A 16,081-nucleotide genomic window follows, 5' to 3' on the forward strand; every position below is an offset into this window, starting at 1 on the left:
CTCAGCGTTGGAGGTCACCGCCGTCGCCGGTCTCCTCACCTACCTGCATCGTGGTCACCTGCGCTTCCTTCTCGGGCTGTGGTTCGGGGGACGCGGGCGCCCAGTCCCGGATGAACAGCTCGCGCGGCGGTTTCGGCGGAGAAGTCTTTGGCATGGTGTCTCCAAGATGCGGATGGGCCCGGCGCCGCACCAGTGCCGGCCATGGAGCGCCGCGTCACCCAGGCTGGGCGGGCCACTTCGTCCACCGCTCCACGCTGCACCCACGCCAGCGCCTGCCCCGGCCGAGGCGCCTGTTCGTTTCCGGTGACTTCCACCGCGCGCCTGGGCTCCAATCCGCTTCATGAAAGCTCTTGCCCTGCGTGAGGACCGCTTCCTCGATGTGCTCCGGCGGCTCATCGCCCTGACTCCGAAGCTGCAGAACAACCCTGGCGCGGGGCTGGTGCCCGAGGAGCGGCTGGCCGCGCAGGTGGTGCTGGACACCCTGGCGCCGCACATCGAGAGCGGCTTCATCCAGGCGGAGTCCGTGGCGGGCCCGGGCCAGGCGTCGCGTCCCTGCCTGGTGCTTACTGTTCCGGGCGAGGGGGACGGCGCCATCGGCTTCGTCGGCGCGCACTTCGACGTGGTCCCCGCGGACCAGAAGGCGGAGGGCTGGGAGCGCAGCCCCTTCGAGCTGTGGGAGGGCCCCGGCGGCGTGCTCTACGGGCGCGGCGTCACCGACTGTCTGGGGCACGTCGCCGTGCTCACCGACCTGCTGGCTCAGCTGGCCGAGCGCAAGGTGCGCCCCAGCCGCACGCTGAAGGTGGTGCTCATCTCCAACGAGGAGTCCTCGGAGCTGCCGGGCCTGGGCCTCAACTACGTGGCCGAGCAGGGGATGCTCAAGCCGCTGGACGGCCAGCCGGTGTACTGGCTGGACAGCGCCAACTTCGGCCCCACGCTGGGCACGGCGGGCGTGTCGCTGTGGGAGCTGAAGGTGACGGGCGTGGGCGGCCACTCCGGCATGCCGCAGAACTGCGTCAACGCGCTGGAGCTGGGCATGGCCGCGTCGTTGGAGCTGGCGCGCTTCTTCCACGAGCGCTTCCCGCCCACGGAGGACGAGAAGCGCTGGGGCTTCCTGTCGTCCTCCAGTCTCAAGGCCACCGTGGTGGAGGCGCCCAACACCAAGGAGACGAAGGTGCCCGCCGACGTCGTCTTGCGCGGCGACATCCGCCTCACGCCCTTCTACGACCTGGCGGAGGTGCAGAAGTCGGTGACGGACTTCATGGCGGAGCTCGACGCCCGGCTGGCGCGCGACGACGCCCCCGCGCACTTCCCGCGCACGCGCACGGCGGGCGGCAAGCGTGGTGAGCTGGCGTTCCGCTTCCAGGGGGAGGGGACCGAGGGCATCGCCTGCCGGCTGGACTCAGAGGGCCTGCGCGCCCTGAAGGAGGCCATGCAGGTGGTGCGCGGTGTGTCGGCCACGCCCTTCTCGCTCACCGGCTCGCTGCCGCTCGTGAGGGACCTGCAACGACAGGGCTGCGACGTGCAGATTACGGGCTTCGGGGACATGCAGTACTACCACGCCCCCAATGAGCAAGCCCGGCTGGAGGACTTCCGGCAGGGCTTCGCGATTCTCCGCGAGCTGCTCGTCCGCCTCTGAGGCGGGGCGCGTCCGGTGGCGTGCTGTTCGGAAATGTCCCGACATTTCCGAACAGCGCGCACCGGACACTCGCCCGGAGCACATGTGCGTGGACAGCGCGGCCGGGGACCGCCACAGTCGGTCCGGGCCGCGGGCACCTCCGCTCGCGGCGGCTGCGCGAGAGGAGTGGTGACGCCGTGAGAGACTTGCTGATGATTCCAGGGCCGGTGGAGTTCGAGCCCGAGGTGCTCCAGGCGCTGGGCGCTCCCACCCTCAGCCACACGGACCCCGCTTTCATCGCCGTCTTCGGCCGGGCCCTGAAGCGGCTTCGGGAGGTGAGTCTGGCGCCCTCCGCGCAGCCCTTCGTGGTGTCCGGCTCCGGCACGCTGGCCATGGAGCTGGCGGTGGCCAACCTGGTGGAGCCCGGGGACGCGGCCCTGGTGGTGAACACCGGCTATTTCAGCGACCGGATGGCGAAGATTCTGGAGCGCCACGGCGCCCAGGTGACGCACGTGCGTGCCCCGCCGGGAGACGTGCCCTCCCTGGACGAGGTGGAGACGCACCTGTCGAAGGGTGGCTTCAAGGTGCTGTCCGTCACCCATGTGGACACGTCCACGGGCGTGCTCGCACCCGCGGAGGCGCTGGTGCGGGCCGCGCGCAAGCACGGCGTGCTGTCGGTGGTGGATGGTGTGTGCGCCACCGCGGCGGAGACCTTCCGCCAGGATGCGTGGGAGGCGGACGTGTACCTCACGGCCAGCCAGAAGGCGGTGGGGGTTCCTCCCGGCCTGGCGCTGCTCACCGTGGGCCCGCGGGCCATGGAGGCCTGGCGCAAGCGCAAGACGCCGGTGGCCAGCGTCTACGCGGACTTCGCGGAGTGGTTGCCCATCATGGAGGCGTACGAAGCGGGCAAGCCGGCCTACTTCGCCACCCCGCCAGTGAACCTGGTGGCCGCGCTGGACGTGAGCCTGGGACAGATTCTGGCCGAGGGCATGGACGCCCGCTTCGCCCGGCACCAGCGGATGGCGCGGGCCTTCCGCGCGGCGTGGAAGGCCATGGGCCTGCGCCTGTTGCCCACCTCCGACGCCGTGGCCGCCAACACACTGAGCGCCGTGTACTACCCGGACGGCGTGGACGCGGCGCTGGTGGGCGGGGTGAAGGGGCAGGGCGTCGTCGTCGCCGGCGGCCTCCACCCGGACCTCAAGACGCGCTACTTCCGCGTGGGCCACATGAACCGCGTGGGGCCCGCGGACGTCCTCTCCACGGTGGGCGCCCTGGAGCGCGCGCTCATCGCCGCCGGTCATCGCTCGGAGCCCGGCGCCGCCGTGGCCGCCGCCCAGACGTCCCTCATCGCGGGCTGAGCCTGGCCTGGGGGCATCCGCCCCTATTCGTTGGCTGGCGGATGCTCCTCTCGGCCCGCGGGGCGAACCGGGTTTGATTCGACAGTACCGGAAAAATATGCGACTGTTGGCTTCCCGGAAGTGGGGGGAATCATGTGAGCCCGGAAGCATCCGCGAAGTGAGGTGGCGGTGTGTTCCCCGGGCGCCCTGGAAGGGTCCCTCGGGGAGATGACCATGTACGCGGGTTACGAATCGAGCGCGGGTGGTGGCGCGGCCTGGGAGCTGGAGTTGCGGCGTCTGGCGGCCACCGACGACGACATGGCGCGTGGGATGTTCTTCCAGGGCACGCTGGACGTCGTGGGTTTCCTGGGAGGCGAAGGCGCCGTGGCCCGCTGCAAGGGTGTGGCCGGCATCTGGGAAATCAACCTCCTCCACATGTACCCCATCACCCGGTTCCTCCGGATGTCATCCACGGCGGCGCGGCTGTTGGCCCCGCAGTTGGACGGCTTCGAGGGCGTGCTGCGGCGCATGGGAACGCAGGCCACAGTGGACTTCGTGGCGTCCGTCTTCGGACGGGAGTTGATGCGAACGGCCAGCGGCAAGCCGCGGCTGCTGTTGCAGTCGCTGGGAGAGGCCTACCTCGCCGCGGTGACCTACGGCGAGCGCTACCCCCTGTGGACCGGGGAGACGAGCGCCCGCTTCATCATGCGGCGTGACTTCATGCCCGCCGCCTACCACGAGGGCGTGCTGCACGGCGTGCTGGAGGCGGTGGGCGCGCGTGAGGTCCGGGTCCACGGTCGCCAGGTGGGGCTGCTCGACAGCGAATACGAGCTGTCCTGGAAGTAGGCGTGGCGGCGAGCCCCCGGCGTGCTGGCGGGGGGGAAAGGCGGGGCCCCACGGTCCGTGCGCATGAATGCTGGGCGCGGTGCTGGCGTGGCTGGGCAGACGCCAGGTCGTCACGCTCGCCGGCGAATCCGAGGCCTTGTTGGAGCGGGCGCGGGCCCAGGCGGATGCGCCGCGGGCGAGCGAGGCCCGGCTGGAGGCCCGGGTGGTCCAGCGCACGCAGGAGCTGACGCTGGCCAACCAGGAGTTGGAGTCGTTCAGCGACTCGGTGTCCCACGACCTGCGTGCGCCCCTGCGCGCCGTGGACGGCTTCAGCCTGGCCCTGCAGGAGGAGGATGGGGCGCGCCTGTCCGAGGAAGGCCACGAGCACCTGCGGCGGCTGCGCGCGGCGGTTGTTCGCATGGGGCAGCTCATCGATGACCTGCTGCGGCTGTCGCGCATCTCCCGCATCGAGCCGCGCCATGCGCCCGTGGACCTGAGCGCGCTGGCCAGCGTGGTCGCCGGGAGCTGACGCGCCCCGAGCCGGGCCGCGACACGGCGTTCGACATCGCCCCGGGGATGACGGCGCGGGGAGACGCTCGTTTGCTCCGTGTGGTCCTGGATAACCTGCTCGGCACTGCCTGGACGTTCACCAGCCAGCGCTCGGGAGGGCGCATCGTGTTTTCGCCACGTCGAGCGAGAACCCTTCCCGTTACTGTGTCCGGGACACCGGCGTGGGATTCGACATGGCGTACGCGGGCAAGCTCATTACTCCCTTCCATCGGCTGCACCGGGCAGGGGAATTCCCTGGCACGGGCATCGGGCTGGCGACCGTCCAGCGCATCATCCACCGCCATGGGGGAGACATCTCCGCGGAGGCAGTGCCAGGCGAAGGGGCCATGTTCTGCTTCACCCTGGAGGCGTCCCATCCATGAGCGGCGAGCGGCCCATCCTGCTGGTGGAGGACAACCCGGACGACGTGGACCTCGCGCTGCGCGCCTTCAAGCGGGCCGGCGTCACACGGCGGGTGGACGTGGTGGAGGCGCTCGACGACCTGTTCTTCCAGGGCCCCTACGCGGCCCGCGCCGGCCAGCCAGCCGCCTCCCGCGATGGTGTTGCTGGATGTCCAGTTGCCCCGGCTGGACGGCCATGAGGTGCTGCGCCGCATCCGCGCGGACGCGCGCACGCGGATGCTGTCGGTGGTCATCCTCTCCTCGTCGGCGGAGGAGGTTGACGTGGTGCGCAGCTACGGCGGCGGGGCCAACAGCTACGTGCGCAAGCCGGTGCGCTACACGGAGTTCGTGGAGGCAGCGCGACAGCTGGGCCGGTACTGGCTGGTGCTGGACCACGGCGCACCGGTGGGCCCCTTCCCGGGAGCCCCGGGATGACACCGCTGCGGGTGCTGGTGGTGGATGTGATGGCACAGCCGGTGCCCCTCACCTCCAGCCCGGAGCACCAGCGGGCGCTGGACGCGCTGGGGCTTCGTTCGGTGCTGCACGTGCCGCTGCAGGGCCGCGCGGGGGTGATGGGGGGCTGTCGCTGCTCACCCAGGAGACTCGCACGTTGGGGCCGGTGGACCTGGCGCTGGCGCAGGAGCTGGCGCGCCGCGCGGGCCACATGGGCCGTGTTCAGGTGGATGACAGAGGGATTGGAATTTCAGAGGACCGGGTGAAGCACTTCCTCGAACGCTTCGGACGGGCGGTAAGCTCGCGCTCCCATGGGGGCCGGGCCTGGGCCGGGCCGCGCGAAGGGGGTGGCGCGCGTTTCACCCTGGATTTGCCATTGGAGAAGGAGAGGCGTGAGTGAGCCGGCCGTTGCTGGTGGTGGATGACGACGCGGACCTGCGCGAAGCCCTGGAGGAAGTGCTTCGTGACGCGGGCTACACGGTGCTGGGGGCCAGCAATGGCAAGCATGCCCTGGAGGTGCTGGGCGCGGCCACGGAGCTGCCGGGGCTCGTCCTGCTGGACATGATGATGCCCGTCATGGACGGAGGCGGGTTCGCGCGGGCCATGCGTCAAGTGTCAGCCTGGCGTGATATCCCGGTGCTCGTCTTCTCCGCGTCAGCGAATGCTCGCCAGGTCGCGGATGAGATTGGCGCTTGCGGTCACCTGCGCAAACCCGTGGACGTGGAGACACTGCTGGACGCCGTCAGCCGCCATCTGACGATGTGAAGCAGGCAGGCGGGTCCCGGTTGACGCCCTGCGTTCCCTCCGGTTGACGCCTCGAAATCAGGTTGGTAAGTGCCAGCTTAACACTTCATGTGGAGGGCCGGATGCACACCAACGCACTCGCGCTGCTGATCTTGCAGCTCATCGTCATCATTGGCTTGTCGCGGCTCATTGGCCGCGGCGCGCGATGGTTGGGACAGCCGTTGGTCATCGCGGAAGTGGTGGCCGGTATCGTCCTGGGGCCGTCGCTGCTGGGCTGGCTGGCGCCGGACGTGATGAACGGGCTGTTCCCGGCCTCGTCCATGCCGGTGCTGACGATGCTCAGCCAGGTGGGCCTGGTGCTGTTCATGTTCCTCATCGGCCTGGAGTTGGACCCCCAGCTGCTCAAGGGCCGGGGGCACGCGTCGGTGGCCATCAGCCACTCCAGCATCATCGTCCCCTTCGCGCTGGGCGCGGGCGCGGGCGCGCTGTGGCTCTACAAGAGCCTGTCGTCGCCAGAGGTGCCCTTCTCGTCGTTCGTGCTCTTCATGGGCGTGGCGATGAGCATCACCGCCTTCCCGGTGCTGGCGCGCATCCTCACTGAGCGGGGGTTGCTCCAGTCGAAGGTGGGCACGGTGGCCATCGCCTGCGCGGCGGTGGATGACGTCACCGCGTGGTGCCTGCTGGCCTTCGTCGTCTCCATCGTCCGCGCGTCCAGCCTGGCGCAGGCGGCGCTCACCACGGTGATGGCGCTGGGCTACATCGCGTTCATGCTGATGGTGGTGAGGCCTTTCCTCGCGCGCCTGGGTGCGCGGGTGGCCAGCCGCGAGGGCCTCACCCAGAACGTGGTGGCGGGCACGCTGGTGCTGCTGCTGGCGTCCGCGGGCGTGACGGAGCTCATCGGCATCCACGCGCTGTTCGGCGCCTTCCTCTTCGGCGCGGTGATTCCGAAGGAGGGCCGGCTGGCGGAGGCGCTGGCGGAGCGGCTGGAGGACGTGGCGGTGGTGTTGCTGCTGCCCGTCTTCTTCGCCTTCAGCGGCCTGCGCACGCAGATTGGCCTGCTGAACACCGCGGAGGACTGGGTGACGTGCGGCGTCATCATCGTGCTGGCCTGCCTGGGCAAGTTCGGCGGCAGCGCGGTGGCGGCGCGGATGACGGGGCTGCGGTGGCGCGAGGCGAGCGCCATCGGCATCCTGATGAACACGCGCGGGTTGATGGAGCTCATCGTCCTCAACATCGGCCTGGACCTGGGCGTCATCTCACCCCAGCTCTTCACCATGATGGTGCTGATGGCGCTGGTGACGACGTTCATCACCACGCCGCTGCTGAAGTGGATCTACCCGCTGGAGGAGATTGCCCGCGAGCGTGTGGTGTTGCCGCTGCCAGTGGAGCCGGGCCCACCGCCCTACAGCGTGCTGATGTGCGTGTCCCACGGGCAGGCGGGGCCGGGCATGGCCACCCTGGCGCGCTCATTGACGGGACGTGAAGAGGGCGCGCAGCTTCACGCGCTGCACCTGGTGTCCCCGGAGCGCGCGTCCCTGCGCCCGGCGCAGCAGCGGGACCCCGAGGAGGACAGCGCGCTGATGCCGCTCTTGTGGCGGGCCGCAAGCCTGGGGCTCTCCGTGCGGCCGTTGTCGTTCGTCTCCGGCGAGCCGGCCCAGGACATCTGCCGCACCGCGAAGGCCCGGCGCGCGGACCTGGTCCTGCTGGGGTGGCACAAGCCGCTCTTCAGCCAGACGGTGCTGGGCGGCACGGTGCACGAGGTGATGCGGGAGGCCAGTGGCCCGGTGGCGGTGCTGGTGGACCGGGGCCTGTCGGACATCAAGCGCGTGCTGGTGCCCTTCGCCGGAAGCCGGCATGACCGCGCGGCCCTGGCCCTGTCCCGGCGGCTGCTGAAGCAGGCGGGCGCCGAGGTGACGGTGCTGCACGTGACGTCCGACCTCGGCGGCAACGGCGGGGCCCGGGCGCAGGTGGAGGAGCTGTTCCCGGCGACCGAGGGCGGTGTGACGCTGAAGGTGGTGCGCAGTGACGCACCGGACGAGGCCGCCCTGGAGGAGGCGCGCCACGGCTATGACCTGGTGATTGTCGGCATCGGCGCGCAGTGGGGGCTGGAGGACAAGCTCTTCGGCCTGCACCGTGAGCGCATCATCCGGGACGTGCCGGGCTCGCTGCTGGTGGTGTGTGACGCGTCGCCCGCCACGGCGGCGGAGTCCACCTCTGAATCCTCAAACGACGGGGCCAGCGCGGCCCGGGTTCTTCCCGCGAGGAGCTGATGCACCTGGGGGCTACCCTCCGACTATTGCGCACGGATGCGGGCCTGTCGCTGCGGGACCTGGCGCGCCGCATCGGCGTGTCCAGCGCGTACCTCAGCCGGGTGGAGAACGGCGTGGACGCGCCCCCCACGCCCGAGCGCCTGTCGGCCATTGCCCGCGAGCTGCGAGTCCCGTCCTCGCTGCTGATGGACGTGGCCAACCGGATGAGCCCGTCCGTGGCCGCCTACCTGGAAGAGGTACCGGGCGCGGGGGCCCTCTTCCTGGACATCGCCCAGCGGCGCCTGTCCGGGCTGCAGCTGGCGCGCGTGCGCGACTTCCTGGACGCGGAGTTCCCCGTGCCCCAAGGGCGGCGCGACGCGGCCGTGCCGCCGCTGGCGCCCCTGCTGGCGCCGGAGCGCGTGGTGTTGCAGCTGTCCTGCGCGGGCTGGGACGACGTGCTGGACGTGGCGGCGGAGCGACTGGCCTCCTCGCGGCCCGGCGCGGAAGTCGCGCGGGTGGTGGACGGCCTGCGCCGGCACCGGGAGGAGTCCTCATGCGCGGTGGGAGGCGGGGTCGCGGTGCCGCATGCCTTCCTGCCAGGCGCGGTGCCCACGGTGGCCCTGGTGACGCTGGCCACGCCGCTCGCGGGGGATACCCCCGACGGCAAGCCGCTGCGCGTGGTGGTGGCCGTCCTGGACGCCGAACGGGGCGGCCCCCAGTTGGTGCGGCTGGCGCACCTGGCTCGGCTGGCGGCCCACGGGCTGGCGGACCGGCTGGTGGGGCTCAGCCAGCCGGCCCAGGTGCTCTCCAGCCTGGCGGAGCTGGAAGCGCTGCGCTGACTCAGGGGCCCGTGCGGCCCCAGGTCTCCCACGCGCCCAAATCCCGGTAGCCCAGGCGCTGATACAAGGCCTTCGCCTCCGGCGTGGCCTGGAGCACCGCGGCCGTCATCCCCCGGGCCCGTGCCTGGTGGTGCAGCCCGCGCATCACCTGCGCGGCCAGCCCCCGGCCCCGGGCCTCGGGCACCGTGGCCACCATGTAGATGCCCGCGGTGTCACCCACGTCCCGGGCCATGCCACACGCCAGGGCAACGCCCGCCTCCTTCGCGACCAGCGTGTGCACGGGCAGCGGGGGCGGCTGCAGCCAGACGTCGAGCTGGCGCCCCAGCTGGCCCCACGTGCGCTTGTTGATGGCGACCATGTCGTCCTGCGTCTCGGAGACCTCCAGGGGGATGTCCGGTGGGGCGTCCGGCACGTCCTCCAGCACCAGGCCCAAGGCATCCATCCGGACCGCGTCGGGGCCGAAGCCGGCGTCTTCCAACACCCGCCGGGCCTCGGTGTCTCCGGGCAGCAGCACCACGCGCCAGCCGGGCAGGTCCAGGCCCCGGTAATAGTCCGTCAGGGCGGGCAGGGCGTCGCGCAGCGCTCCCGCGTCGTGGAAGAAGGCCTGCTGGGCCCGTTGGTGTTCCGGGTGCCCTGGCAGACAGAAGGCATCCACGCCCGGCAGGCCCAGGTGCCGCAGCGTGCCCCGCTCCCGCTGAAGGTGCTTGAAGGCGATGACGTTCGACAGCAGGCGCGCGGACAGCTCGGCATTCGTCATGGGGCTCCGGAGCGTAGGGCACGCTCCGCCCGGCGGAGAACAGACGCGGCGCTCAAAACCGCGCACCGGCGAGCCGGGAGGATTAGGGTGCAGGGGCACCCATGAGCAGCCCGCGCTTCTACGCCTTCGACCCTCGCGCCACCCGCATCGCCCTCTTCGTGGGGGCCTGTGTGCTGGCCGTCCTCACCGCCTGGGCCCTGGCGGATGCCCGCGACGCAGGTGGCGTCCAGGCCATGGCCCGCGCCGGCGTCTCCGCGGGGCTGATGTTGACCTTCCTGGTGTCCTTCCACCGCCTGCGGCCCCGCACGGGCTGGGGCGTCACGGTGGACGCGCGGGGCGTGCGCGTGGCCCGGCCCTTCAGCCAGAAGGCGCTGGACCTGCACTGGGGGCAGATTGACCACGTGCGCCGGATTGGCCGGAAGGGGAGCGTGCTCGCCCTGTTCCTCAAGGAGGAAGGCCGAGTGCTCGTCACCCGGCATCTCTTCGCCCGCAAGGCTGTTTTCGACGAGTTGATTTCGGCGCTGGAGGACCGCCTCCCGCCGCCCCGTTTCGACGCCTGAACACCCCGTTCCCCGGGGCGGCCTCCCAGGCAGGCGGCCAGGCGGATTTCACGAATGTTTACGCAGCCTTGCGAGTCCTCGTTAACCTTGTTCGACGTGCCTTGAAGTGGTACGCACGGACCTGTTGCAAGGCTCCTTTTCCCAAGGACAGCTTCACATGGAAAAGACCCCCGCTACCGGCTCGGCGGTTGCTCCGCCGCCCGTGGAGTATGGGACGGACAGCATTACCAAGCTCGAGGGCCGCGAGGCGGTCCGGAAGCGCCCCGGCATGTACATCGGTGACACGATGGCCTACGGGCTTCACAAGCTCGTGTACGAGGTCGTCGACAACGCGGTGGACGAGTCGCTGGCCGGGCACTGCACCGACATCGAGGTCGTCATCCACGTGGATGGCTCCCTGAGCGTGCAGGACAACGGGCGCGGCATCCCCGTGGGCCCGCACCCCAAGTTCCCCGGCAAGGACACCCTGGAGGTCGTCCTCACGGAGCTGCACGCCGGCAGCAAGTTCGGCAACGGCGCGTACAAGGTCTCCGGCGGCCTGCACGGCGTGGGCGTCACCTGCGTCAACTTCCTCTCGGAGTGGTTCAAGGTCCGCGTCCAGCGCAACGGCACTGTCTACGAACAGTCGTACGCGCAGGGCATCCCGGACACGCCGCCGCGCGAGGTGGGCACCACCGACAAGCGCGGCACGTACATCGCCTTCAAGCCGGACTCCACGGTGATGGAGCTGGTGGAGTTCAACTTCGAGACGCTCAGCCAGCGTCTGCGTGAGTTGGCCTTCCTCAACGCTGGTCTGCACATCGTCGTCCGCGACGAGCGCACGAACAAGGAGCACGACTTCAAGTTCGACGGAGGCATCTCCTCGTTCGTGGAGTACCTCAATAAGTCGAAGCAGACGCTCCACGACAAGCCCATCTCCTTCAGCACGGAGCGCGAGGGCGTCACGCTCGACATCGCGATGCAGTGGAATGACGGCTACGACGAGCGCATCTACACCTTCGCGAACAACATCAACACCCATGAGGGTGGCAGCCACCTGTCCGGCTTCAAGGCGGCGCTGACGCGCACGCTCAACAGCTACGCGGAGAAGGGCAGCCTCTGGAAGGACCTCAAGGAGACGCCCACCGGCGAGGACGCGCGTGAAGGCCTGTCCGCCGTCATCTCCGTCAAGCTGACCAACCCCCAGTTCGAGGGGCAGACGAAGACGAAGCTGGGCAACAGCGAGGTGAAGGGCCTGGTCGAGCAGATGGTGAACGACCAGCTCGGCTCCTTCCTGGAAGAGACGCCCATGGTCGCCAAGAAGGTCGTGGCGAAGATTGGCGACGCCTGCCGGGCGCGTCTGGCCGCGCGCAAGGCGCGTGAGACGGTGCGCCGCAAGGGCGTGCTGGACGGCGGCGGGCTCCCCGGAAAGCTGGCGGACTGTCAGAGCCGCGACCCGAACGAGAGCGAGCTCTACATTGTAGAGGGTGACTCCGCAGGTGGCTCCGCCAAGCAGGGCCGGGACAGGCGCAACCAGGCCATCCTTCCGCTGCGCGGCAAGATTCTCAACGTGGAGAAGGCCCGCTTCGAGAAGATGCTCACCAGCGCCGAAATCGTGACGCTGATTACGGCCTTGGGCACGGGCATCGGCGCGGAGGACTACGACCCGGAGAAGGCGCGCTACCACCGCATCATCCTGATGACGGACGCCGACGTGGACGGCAGCCACATCCGCACGCTGCTGCTCACCTTCTTCTTCCGGCAGATGCCGGAGCTCTTGCAGAAGGGCTACCTCTACATCGCGCAGCCGCCGCTCTACAAAGTCACGCGCAACAAGAAGGACCAGTACGTCAAGGACGAGCACGCGCTGAACGAGTACCTGCTCAAGATTGCCTCCGAGCACGCGCGGGTGCTGACGCCCGAGGGCGAGCTGGGCGGCGCGGAGCTGAAGGTGCTGCTGGAGAAGGTGATTACGTACGAGGAGCGCCTGGAGAAGCAGTCCAAGCGCCGGGACGCGCGCGTGGTGGACGCGCTGGTGCAGGGTGCGCGGCTGTCGGCGGAGACGCTGACGGACGAGGCGGCCCTGGGGACGGCGGTGAAGGCCGCCTACGACACCTTCGAGCGCCGCATGCCGGACGTGCTGGGCCGCGTGCGCCACGAAATGGTGCAGGACCCCGAGCACCACACCAAGAAGCTGGTGTTCCACACCGATGTGAATGGCGCCATGCGGGAGACGGTGCTCGACCACGCCTTCCTGTCGTCGCCGGAGTTCGTGGAGCTGTCGTCACTGCGCGACGCCTTCGTGGCGCTGGGCAAGCCGCCGTACAAGGTCCGCGTGGAGGCGGGGGAAATCACCGTCTTCTCCGTGCAGGAGGTGCTCGCCGCCGTCCGTAAGGACGCGCAGCGCGGCCTGGGCCTGCAGCGCTACAAGGGTCTGGGTGAGATGAACCCGGAGCAGCTCTGGGACACGACGATGAACCCGGCCACGCGCACGCTGCTCCAGGTGCGGGTGGAGGACGCGGTGGAGAGCGACGAAATCTTCTCGCTGCTGATGGGCGAGGCGGTGGAGCCGCGGCGCGAGTTCATCGAGCGCAACGCCCTGGACGTGCAGAACCTGGACATCTGAGTCCGTCCCGAGGAAAGACGCGTGGGCCCGGTGCCCCCTCGGCCCCGCGCCCACGTGCCTTTCCCGTCCTTGTCGAGCCGGGCCTCCGCGCTGCCGGGCCCTCGCTAGCCCTTACGTCAGGAAGCCGGGCCCCTTCGCTGAAGCCTCGGGGCGCCGGTCCACCGTAAGGTAGTCACCGTTCCTCTGCCCCAGCCCGGCGTCCTCCGCGGCGCCGCGAGTGCTCGCCTCGCCTGTGGGCGTCCCGGCGGGTGGGCGGCGGGCTGCCTGTGTGGCTGCTACCGCTCCGAGCGGCGTGAGCCCTTCAGGGCCTCCGCGCGCTCCTTGCCGGACATGGCCGTCACGTCGACGATGTCCACCTCGAAGGCGCCCCGGTTGTCGTCCACCTGCATGTCGGGGAAGGTGCAGTGCAGGTCCTCCGTGCCCGTCAGCTGGTAGCGCTTGCCGGTCTGGAGGATGCGGTGGGTGGCGCGCACGGATTCGGGCGCTGGGCCGCGCTCCAGGCACAGCACCTGGCGGACGCGGCCGTTGGGGCCGGAGCGCAGCTCCGCGAAGTCGTCTCGCACGGTGAGCAGGTAGGTGGAGTCCGGGTTGAGGCCGCGCAGCACCATCTGGTGCTCGGGCTTCAGCGGCACCGCGTTCTCCTTCGCGTCGAAGGTGAACGAGCGCGGCGGCACGTAGGCGGACTGGCGGACGTTGACGCGGATGGCGCCGCTGTTGTCGTCCGGACCGCTGTCATCCAGCGCGAAGACGTGGAGCTTCCGGGCACCCTTGATGGTGCGCGTTGATGTGCCGAGCAGGCCGAAGCTGCTGTCCACCGGCCCGTCGCCCTCGATGAAGTAGGCCAGCGTGCCGGAGGCGGTGCCCCGTCCCTCGGCCAGTGACGCGTTGCCCTGCGTCCACACCGAGTACGTCGTGCCGGGGTTCAGCTCGATGCTGGCGGTGTTGTATTCGGGCAGGGGGACGGCGTTGTACTGGGGGCGCAGCACCAGCACGCGGGTGGGGTAGTCCACCTCGTGCATCGTCCGCTGCGGCGTGTCCTCCCCCACGGGCCCGTCCTGTGCGGCCGCCACCTCCGTGCTGGCGCCCGCGTCCTCCGGCGCGCCGGGGCCCCCGTCCTCCGGCGCGGCGCCGCCTTCCGCCACCACCGCGGCGCCCGCGTCCTCTGGCGCCGCCACGGCCACTTCGACCGGTGTGGGAGGGGGCGGCGGGGGCTCGGCGACGGGCTTCAGCTCCGCCGTCAGCGGCTCCACCAGGTTCGACGTGGGCGTGAAGCGCTTCGTCCAGGGCAGGTGTCCGGGCAGCGAGAGGGCCAGCGTGTTGGCCTCGCCAATCTTGACCTCCACCATCATTGGCGTGACGCCCTTGAGCACCTGGTCGTTGAGCCGCACGCTGGCGCCCGCGGGCTTGGAGGCGAGCCACAGCGTGGTGGTGGACGCGTACGCGTCGTCGAACGCGGACTCGCGCGCGATGACGAGCTTGTAGAATACGCCGACGAGGAACAGCGCGGCGGTGGCGTAGATGACGGACATCGTCACGACGCGCGCCTTCTCCTTCCCCTTCGCCACGCGCGCGGCCTCTTCACGCGCCAGCGTGTCCCGGGCGTCGTCCACGGAGGTGCGGTAGCCCTTGCCAGTCCAGGTGCCCACCGGATGCGCCTCGGTGGTGGGCTCCTTGCTCTCGGCGGCGGGCACTTCGATGGGCGTGTCGTGCGGCGTGGCCTGGGTGGGGGTGGGCACATCACCCGCGTCGGTGCCGGGCTCTTCGTCCAGCTCCGGCACGGGGGGGCCGGGGCGCTCGGCGGTGTACGTCCTGCGGACGCCGCCCTCGGCGCGGGGGAGCTGGGACTGGGTCATCCGCCGCACGCCGCTGCTCGTGGGACGGCGCACCCCCGGGTTGCTCGCAGAGGGACGACGGCCTCCCTCGCTGCCGGGCCGTCCGCTGTCGCTGCCAGGGCGGCCTCCGTCACTGCCCGGACGGCTGCGCACGCCGGGGTTGGAGCCCCGCTGGGCGTTGTTGGACGGGAGCCGCGCGCGTCCCTGGGACGACGCCTCGGTGACGCCCGACTGCCAGGCGGCGAGCTGCTCCTGGAAGGCGGGGGACACCTCCACCCGGCGACCCTCGGCGGCCAGCTCCTCCGGGAAGAGGTGCGCCATGAGCTGCGACAGCAGGGTGGGGGTGAAGCGCGGGTTGTCGCGGTAGAGCAGCTCCACCAGCGACTCGCTCAAGTCCTTCGCCGTCTGGTAGCGCGCCTCACGGTCCAGCGCCATGGCGTGGGAGATGACCGTCTCCACGTCCTCGCTGACGGTGGGGTTGAGCGCGGACGGCGGCAGGCGGTCGCCCACGAGGATGCGGGGCAGGACGGTGACGAACTCCCCTTCATAGGGGCGCTTGCCGCACACCATCTCATAGAGGACGACGCCCGCGGCGTACACGTCGGTGCGCGCGTCCAGGTCCTGCCGGCCCTGTGCCTGCTCCGGGGAGAAGTACGGGTACTTGCCCTTGAGGGTGCCGGGAGACGTCTTCGCCTCCACCGCGCTCGTCACCTTGGCGATGCCGAAGTCGATGACCTTGACCTCGCCCTCATAGGAGATGAGGACGTTGTCCGGGGACACGTCGCGGTGCACCAGGCCCAGCGCCTGCCCGTCCTCGCCCACGTGTCGGTGCGCGTAGTCCAGGCCGTCACACAGCTTGCTGGCCACATGGAGCGCCAGCGACTCCGGCAAGGAGCCGATGCCCATCCGCTGGGCGCGGCGCAGCACCTTGGACAGGGGCTGGCCCTGCACCAGCTCCATGGCGATGAAGTACTGCCCGTCCACCTCACCGAAGTCGAAAATCTGCGCGATGTTGCTGTGGCTCATGCTGGCCACCACGCGCGCCTCGCCGATGAACATCTCGACGAAGTCCGCATCGTCGACGAAGTGCGGGAGGATCTGCTTGATGACGCAGGGCTTGGTGACGCCCGCCGCCCCCGTCATCCGCGCGCGGTAGGTGACGGCCATCCCCCCCGCGGCGATCTTCGAGAGGAGGACGTATTTACCGAATTGCTGAGGGCTGTTTTCCGCCACGGGGTAGGAGCATACCTTCCTTCCTGGGAAAGTCCCGGTTCCGGATTGCACTCTGTGCAAAGTTTTTCAGGGTTACGAAGGT

General features: G+C 70.2%; 15 protein-coding genes. 12 read left to right on the forward strand and 3 right to left on the reverse strand.

All coding sequences use genetic code 11. The features are described 5' to 3' along the window. Nucleotide 1: 1 nt before the first annotated feature. A complete protein-coding gene (locus BHS09_RS38480; protein ID WP_161605112.1) occupies nucleotides 2–154 on the reverse strand; it encodes a hypothetical protein in 153 nt (50 codons plus the stop codon). Between the two features lie 186 nt (nucleotides 155–340). On the opposite strand from BHS09_RS38480, the gene BHS09_RS01240 reads away from it, so the two are divergent. The 10 genes from BHS09_RS01240 to BHS09_RS01285 all read left to right on the forward strand — a co-directional run bounded on the left by BHS09_RS01240 (nucleotide 341) and on the right by BHS09_RS01285 (nucleotide 9,012). Then, nucleotides 341–1,636, forward strand: a complete 1,296-nt coding sequence (locus BHS09_RS01240; protein WP_140796960.1) for a M20/M25/M40 family metallo-hydrolase — start codon at nucleotides 341–343, stop codon at nucleotides 1,634–1,636. A gap of 176 nt (nucleotides 1,637–1,812) precedes the next feature. Further along, nucleotides 1,813–2,973, forward strand: a complete 1,161-nt coding sequence (locus BHS09_RS01245) for a pyridoxal-phosphate-dependent aminotransferase family protein (RefSeq protein WP_140786709.1) — start codon at nucleotides 1,813–1,815, stop codon at nucleotides 2,971–2,973. Nucleotides 2,974–3,186: 213 nt separating this feature from the next. Continuing rightward, complete coding sequence (locus BHS09_RS01250) at nucleotides 3,187–3,798, forward strand: DUF2378 family protein (protein WP_174258596.1); 612 nt, start codon at nucleotides 3,187–3,189, stop codon at nucleotides 3,796–3,798. Nucleotides 3,799–3,865: 67 nt separating this feature from the next. Then, nucleotides 3,866–4,306 (forward strand): sensor histidine kinase, encoded by a 441-nt coding sequence (locus tag BHS09_RS01255; RefSeq protein WP_140786711.1) that lies wholly within the window; start codon nucleotides 3,866–3,868, stop codon nucleotides 4,304–4,306. A 202-nt stretch (nucleotides 4,307–4,508) separates the two neighbouring features. Next, complete coding sequence (locus BHS09_RS01260) at nucleotides 4,509–4,709, forward strand: ATP-binding protein (RefSeq protein ID WP_140786712.1); 201 nt, start codon at nucleotides 4,509–4,511, stop codon at nucleotides 4,707–4,709. Further along, nucleotides 4,706–4,927, forward strand: coding sequence for a response regulator (locus BHS09_RS39110; RefSeq protein WP_237077928.1), 222 nt, complete (start codon nucleotides 4,706–4,708; stop codon nucleotides 4,925–4,927). The genes BHS09_RS01260 and BHS09_RS39110 overlap by 4 nt, the downstream gene beginning before the upstream one ends. Further along, complete coding sequence (locus BHS09_RS39115) at nucleotides 4,905–5,162, forward strand: response regulator (RefSeq protein ID WP_237080126.1); 258 nt, start codon at nucleotides 4,905–4,907, stop codon at nucleotides 5,160–5,162. The genes BHS09_RS39110 and BHS09_RS39115 overlap by 23 nt, the downstream gene beginning before the upstream one ends. A 414-nt stretch (nucleotides 5,163–5,576) precedes the next feature. Beyond that, entirely contained in the window at nucleotides 5,577–5,945 is a 369-nt protein-coding gene (locus BHS09_RS01275) for a response regulator (RefSeq protein WP_140786713.1), read from the forward strand. Nucleotides 5,946–6,046: 101 nt separating this feature from the next. Continuing rightward, nucleotides 6,047–8,194 carry a cation:proton antiporter domain-containing protein gene (locus BHS09_RS01280; protein WP_140796961.1) on the forward strand — a complete coding sequence of 716 codons (2,148 nt, stop codon included), beginning with the start codon at nucleotides 6,047–6,049 and terminating at the stop codon, nucleotides 8,192–8,194. Continuing rightward, nucleotides 8,194–9,012, forward strand: a complete 819-nt coding sequence (locus tag BHS09_RS01285; protein ID WP_140786715.1) for a helix-turn-helix domain-containing protein — start codon at nucleotides 8,194–8,196, stop codon at nucleotides 9,010–9,012. Before BHS09_RS01280 ends, BHS09_RS01285 begins: the two co-directional genes overlap by 1 nt. A gap of 1 nt (nucleotide 9,013) precedes the next feature. Here BHS09_RS01285 and BHS09_RS01290 read toward each other — a convergent pair whose 3' ends face one another. Further along, the gene (locus tag BHS09_RS01290; RefSeq protein ID WP_237077930.1) at nucleotides 9,014–9,769 is read right to left on the reverse strand and encodes a GNAT family N-acetyltransferase; all 756 of its coding nucleotides are present in this window, start codon (nucleotides 9,767–9,769) and stop codon (nucleotides 9,014–9,016) included. Between the two features lie 101 nt (nucleotides 9,770–9,870). Here BHS09_RS01290 and BHS09_RS01295 point away from each other — a divergent pair, with 101 nt between their 5' ends. Beyond that, the gene (locus BHS09_RS01295) at nucleotides 9,871–10,329 is read left to right on the forward strand and encodes a hypothetical protein (RefSeq protein WP_140796962.1); all 459 of its coding nucleotides are present in this window, start codon (nucleotides 9,871–9,873) and stop codon (nucleotides 10,327–10,329) included. Between the two features lie 157 nt (nucleotides 10,330–10,486). Continuing rightward, nucleotides 10,487–12,934 carry a DNA topoisomerase (ATP-hydrolyzing) subunit B gene (gene gyrB / locus BHS09_RS01300; RefSeq protein WP_140786718.1) on the forward strand — a complete coding sequence of 816 codons (2,448 nt, stop codon included), beginning with the start codon at nucleotides 10,487–10,489 and terminating at the stop codon, nucleotides 12,932–12,934. A 275-nt stretch (nucleotides 12,935–13,209) separates the two neighbouring features. Here gyrB and BHS09_RS01305 read toward each other — a convergent pair whose 3' ends face one another. Beyond that, nucleotides 13,210–15,999 (reverse strand): serine/threonine-protein kinase, encoded by a 2,790-nt coding sequence (locus BHS09_RS01305; protein ID WP_140796963.1) that lies wholly within the window; start codon nucleotides 15,997–15,999, stop codon nucleotides 13,210–13,212. Nucleotides 16,000–16,081 lie beyond the last annotated feature (82 nt).

This window comes from Myxococcus xanthus (genome assembly GCF_006402735.1).
Classification (GTDB): domain Bacteria; phylum Myxococcota; class Myxococcia; order Myxococcales; family Myxococcaceae; genus Myxococcus; species Myxococcus xanthus_A.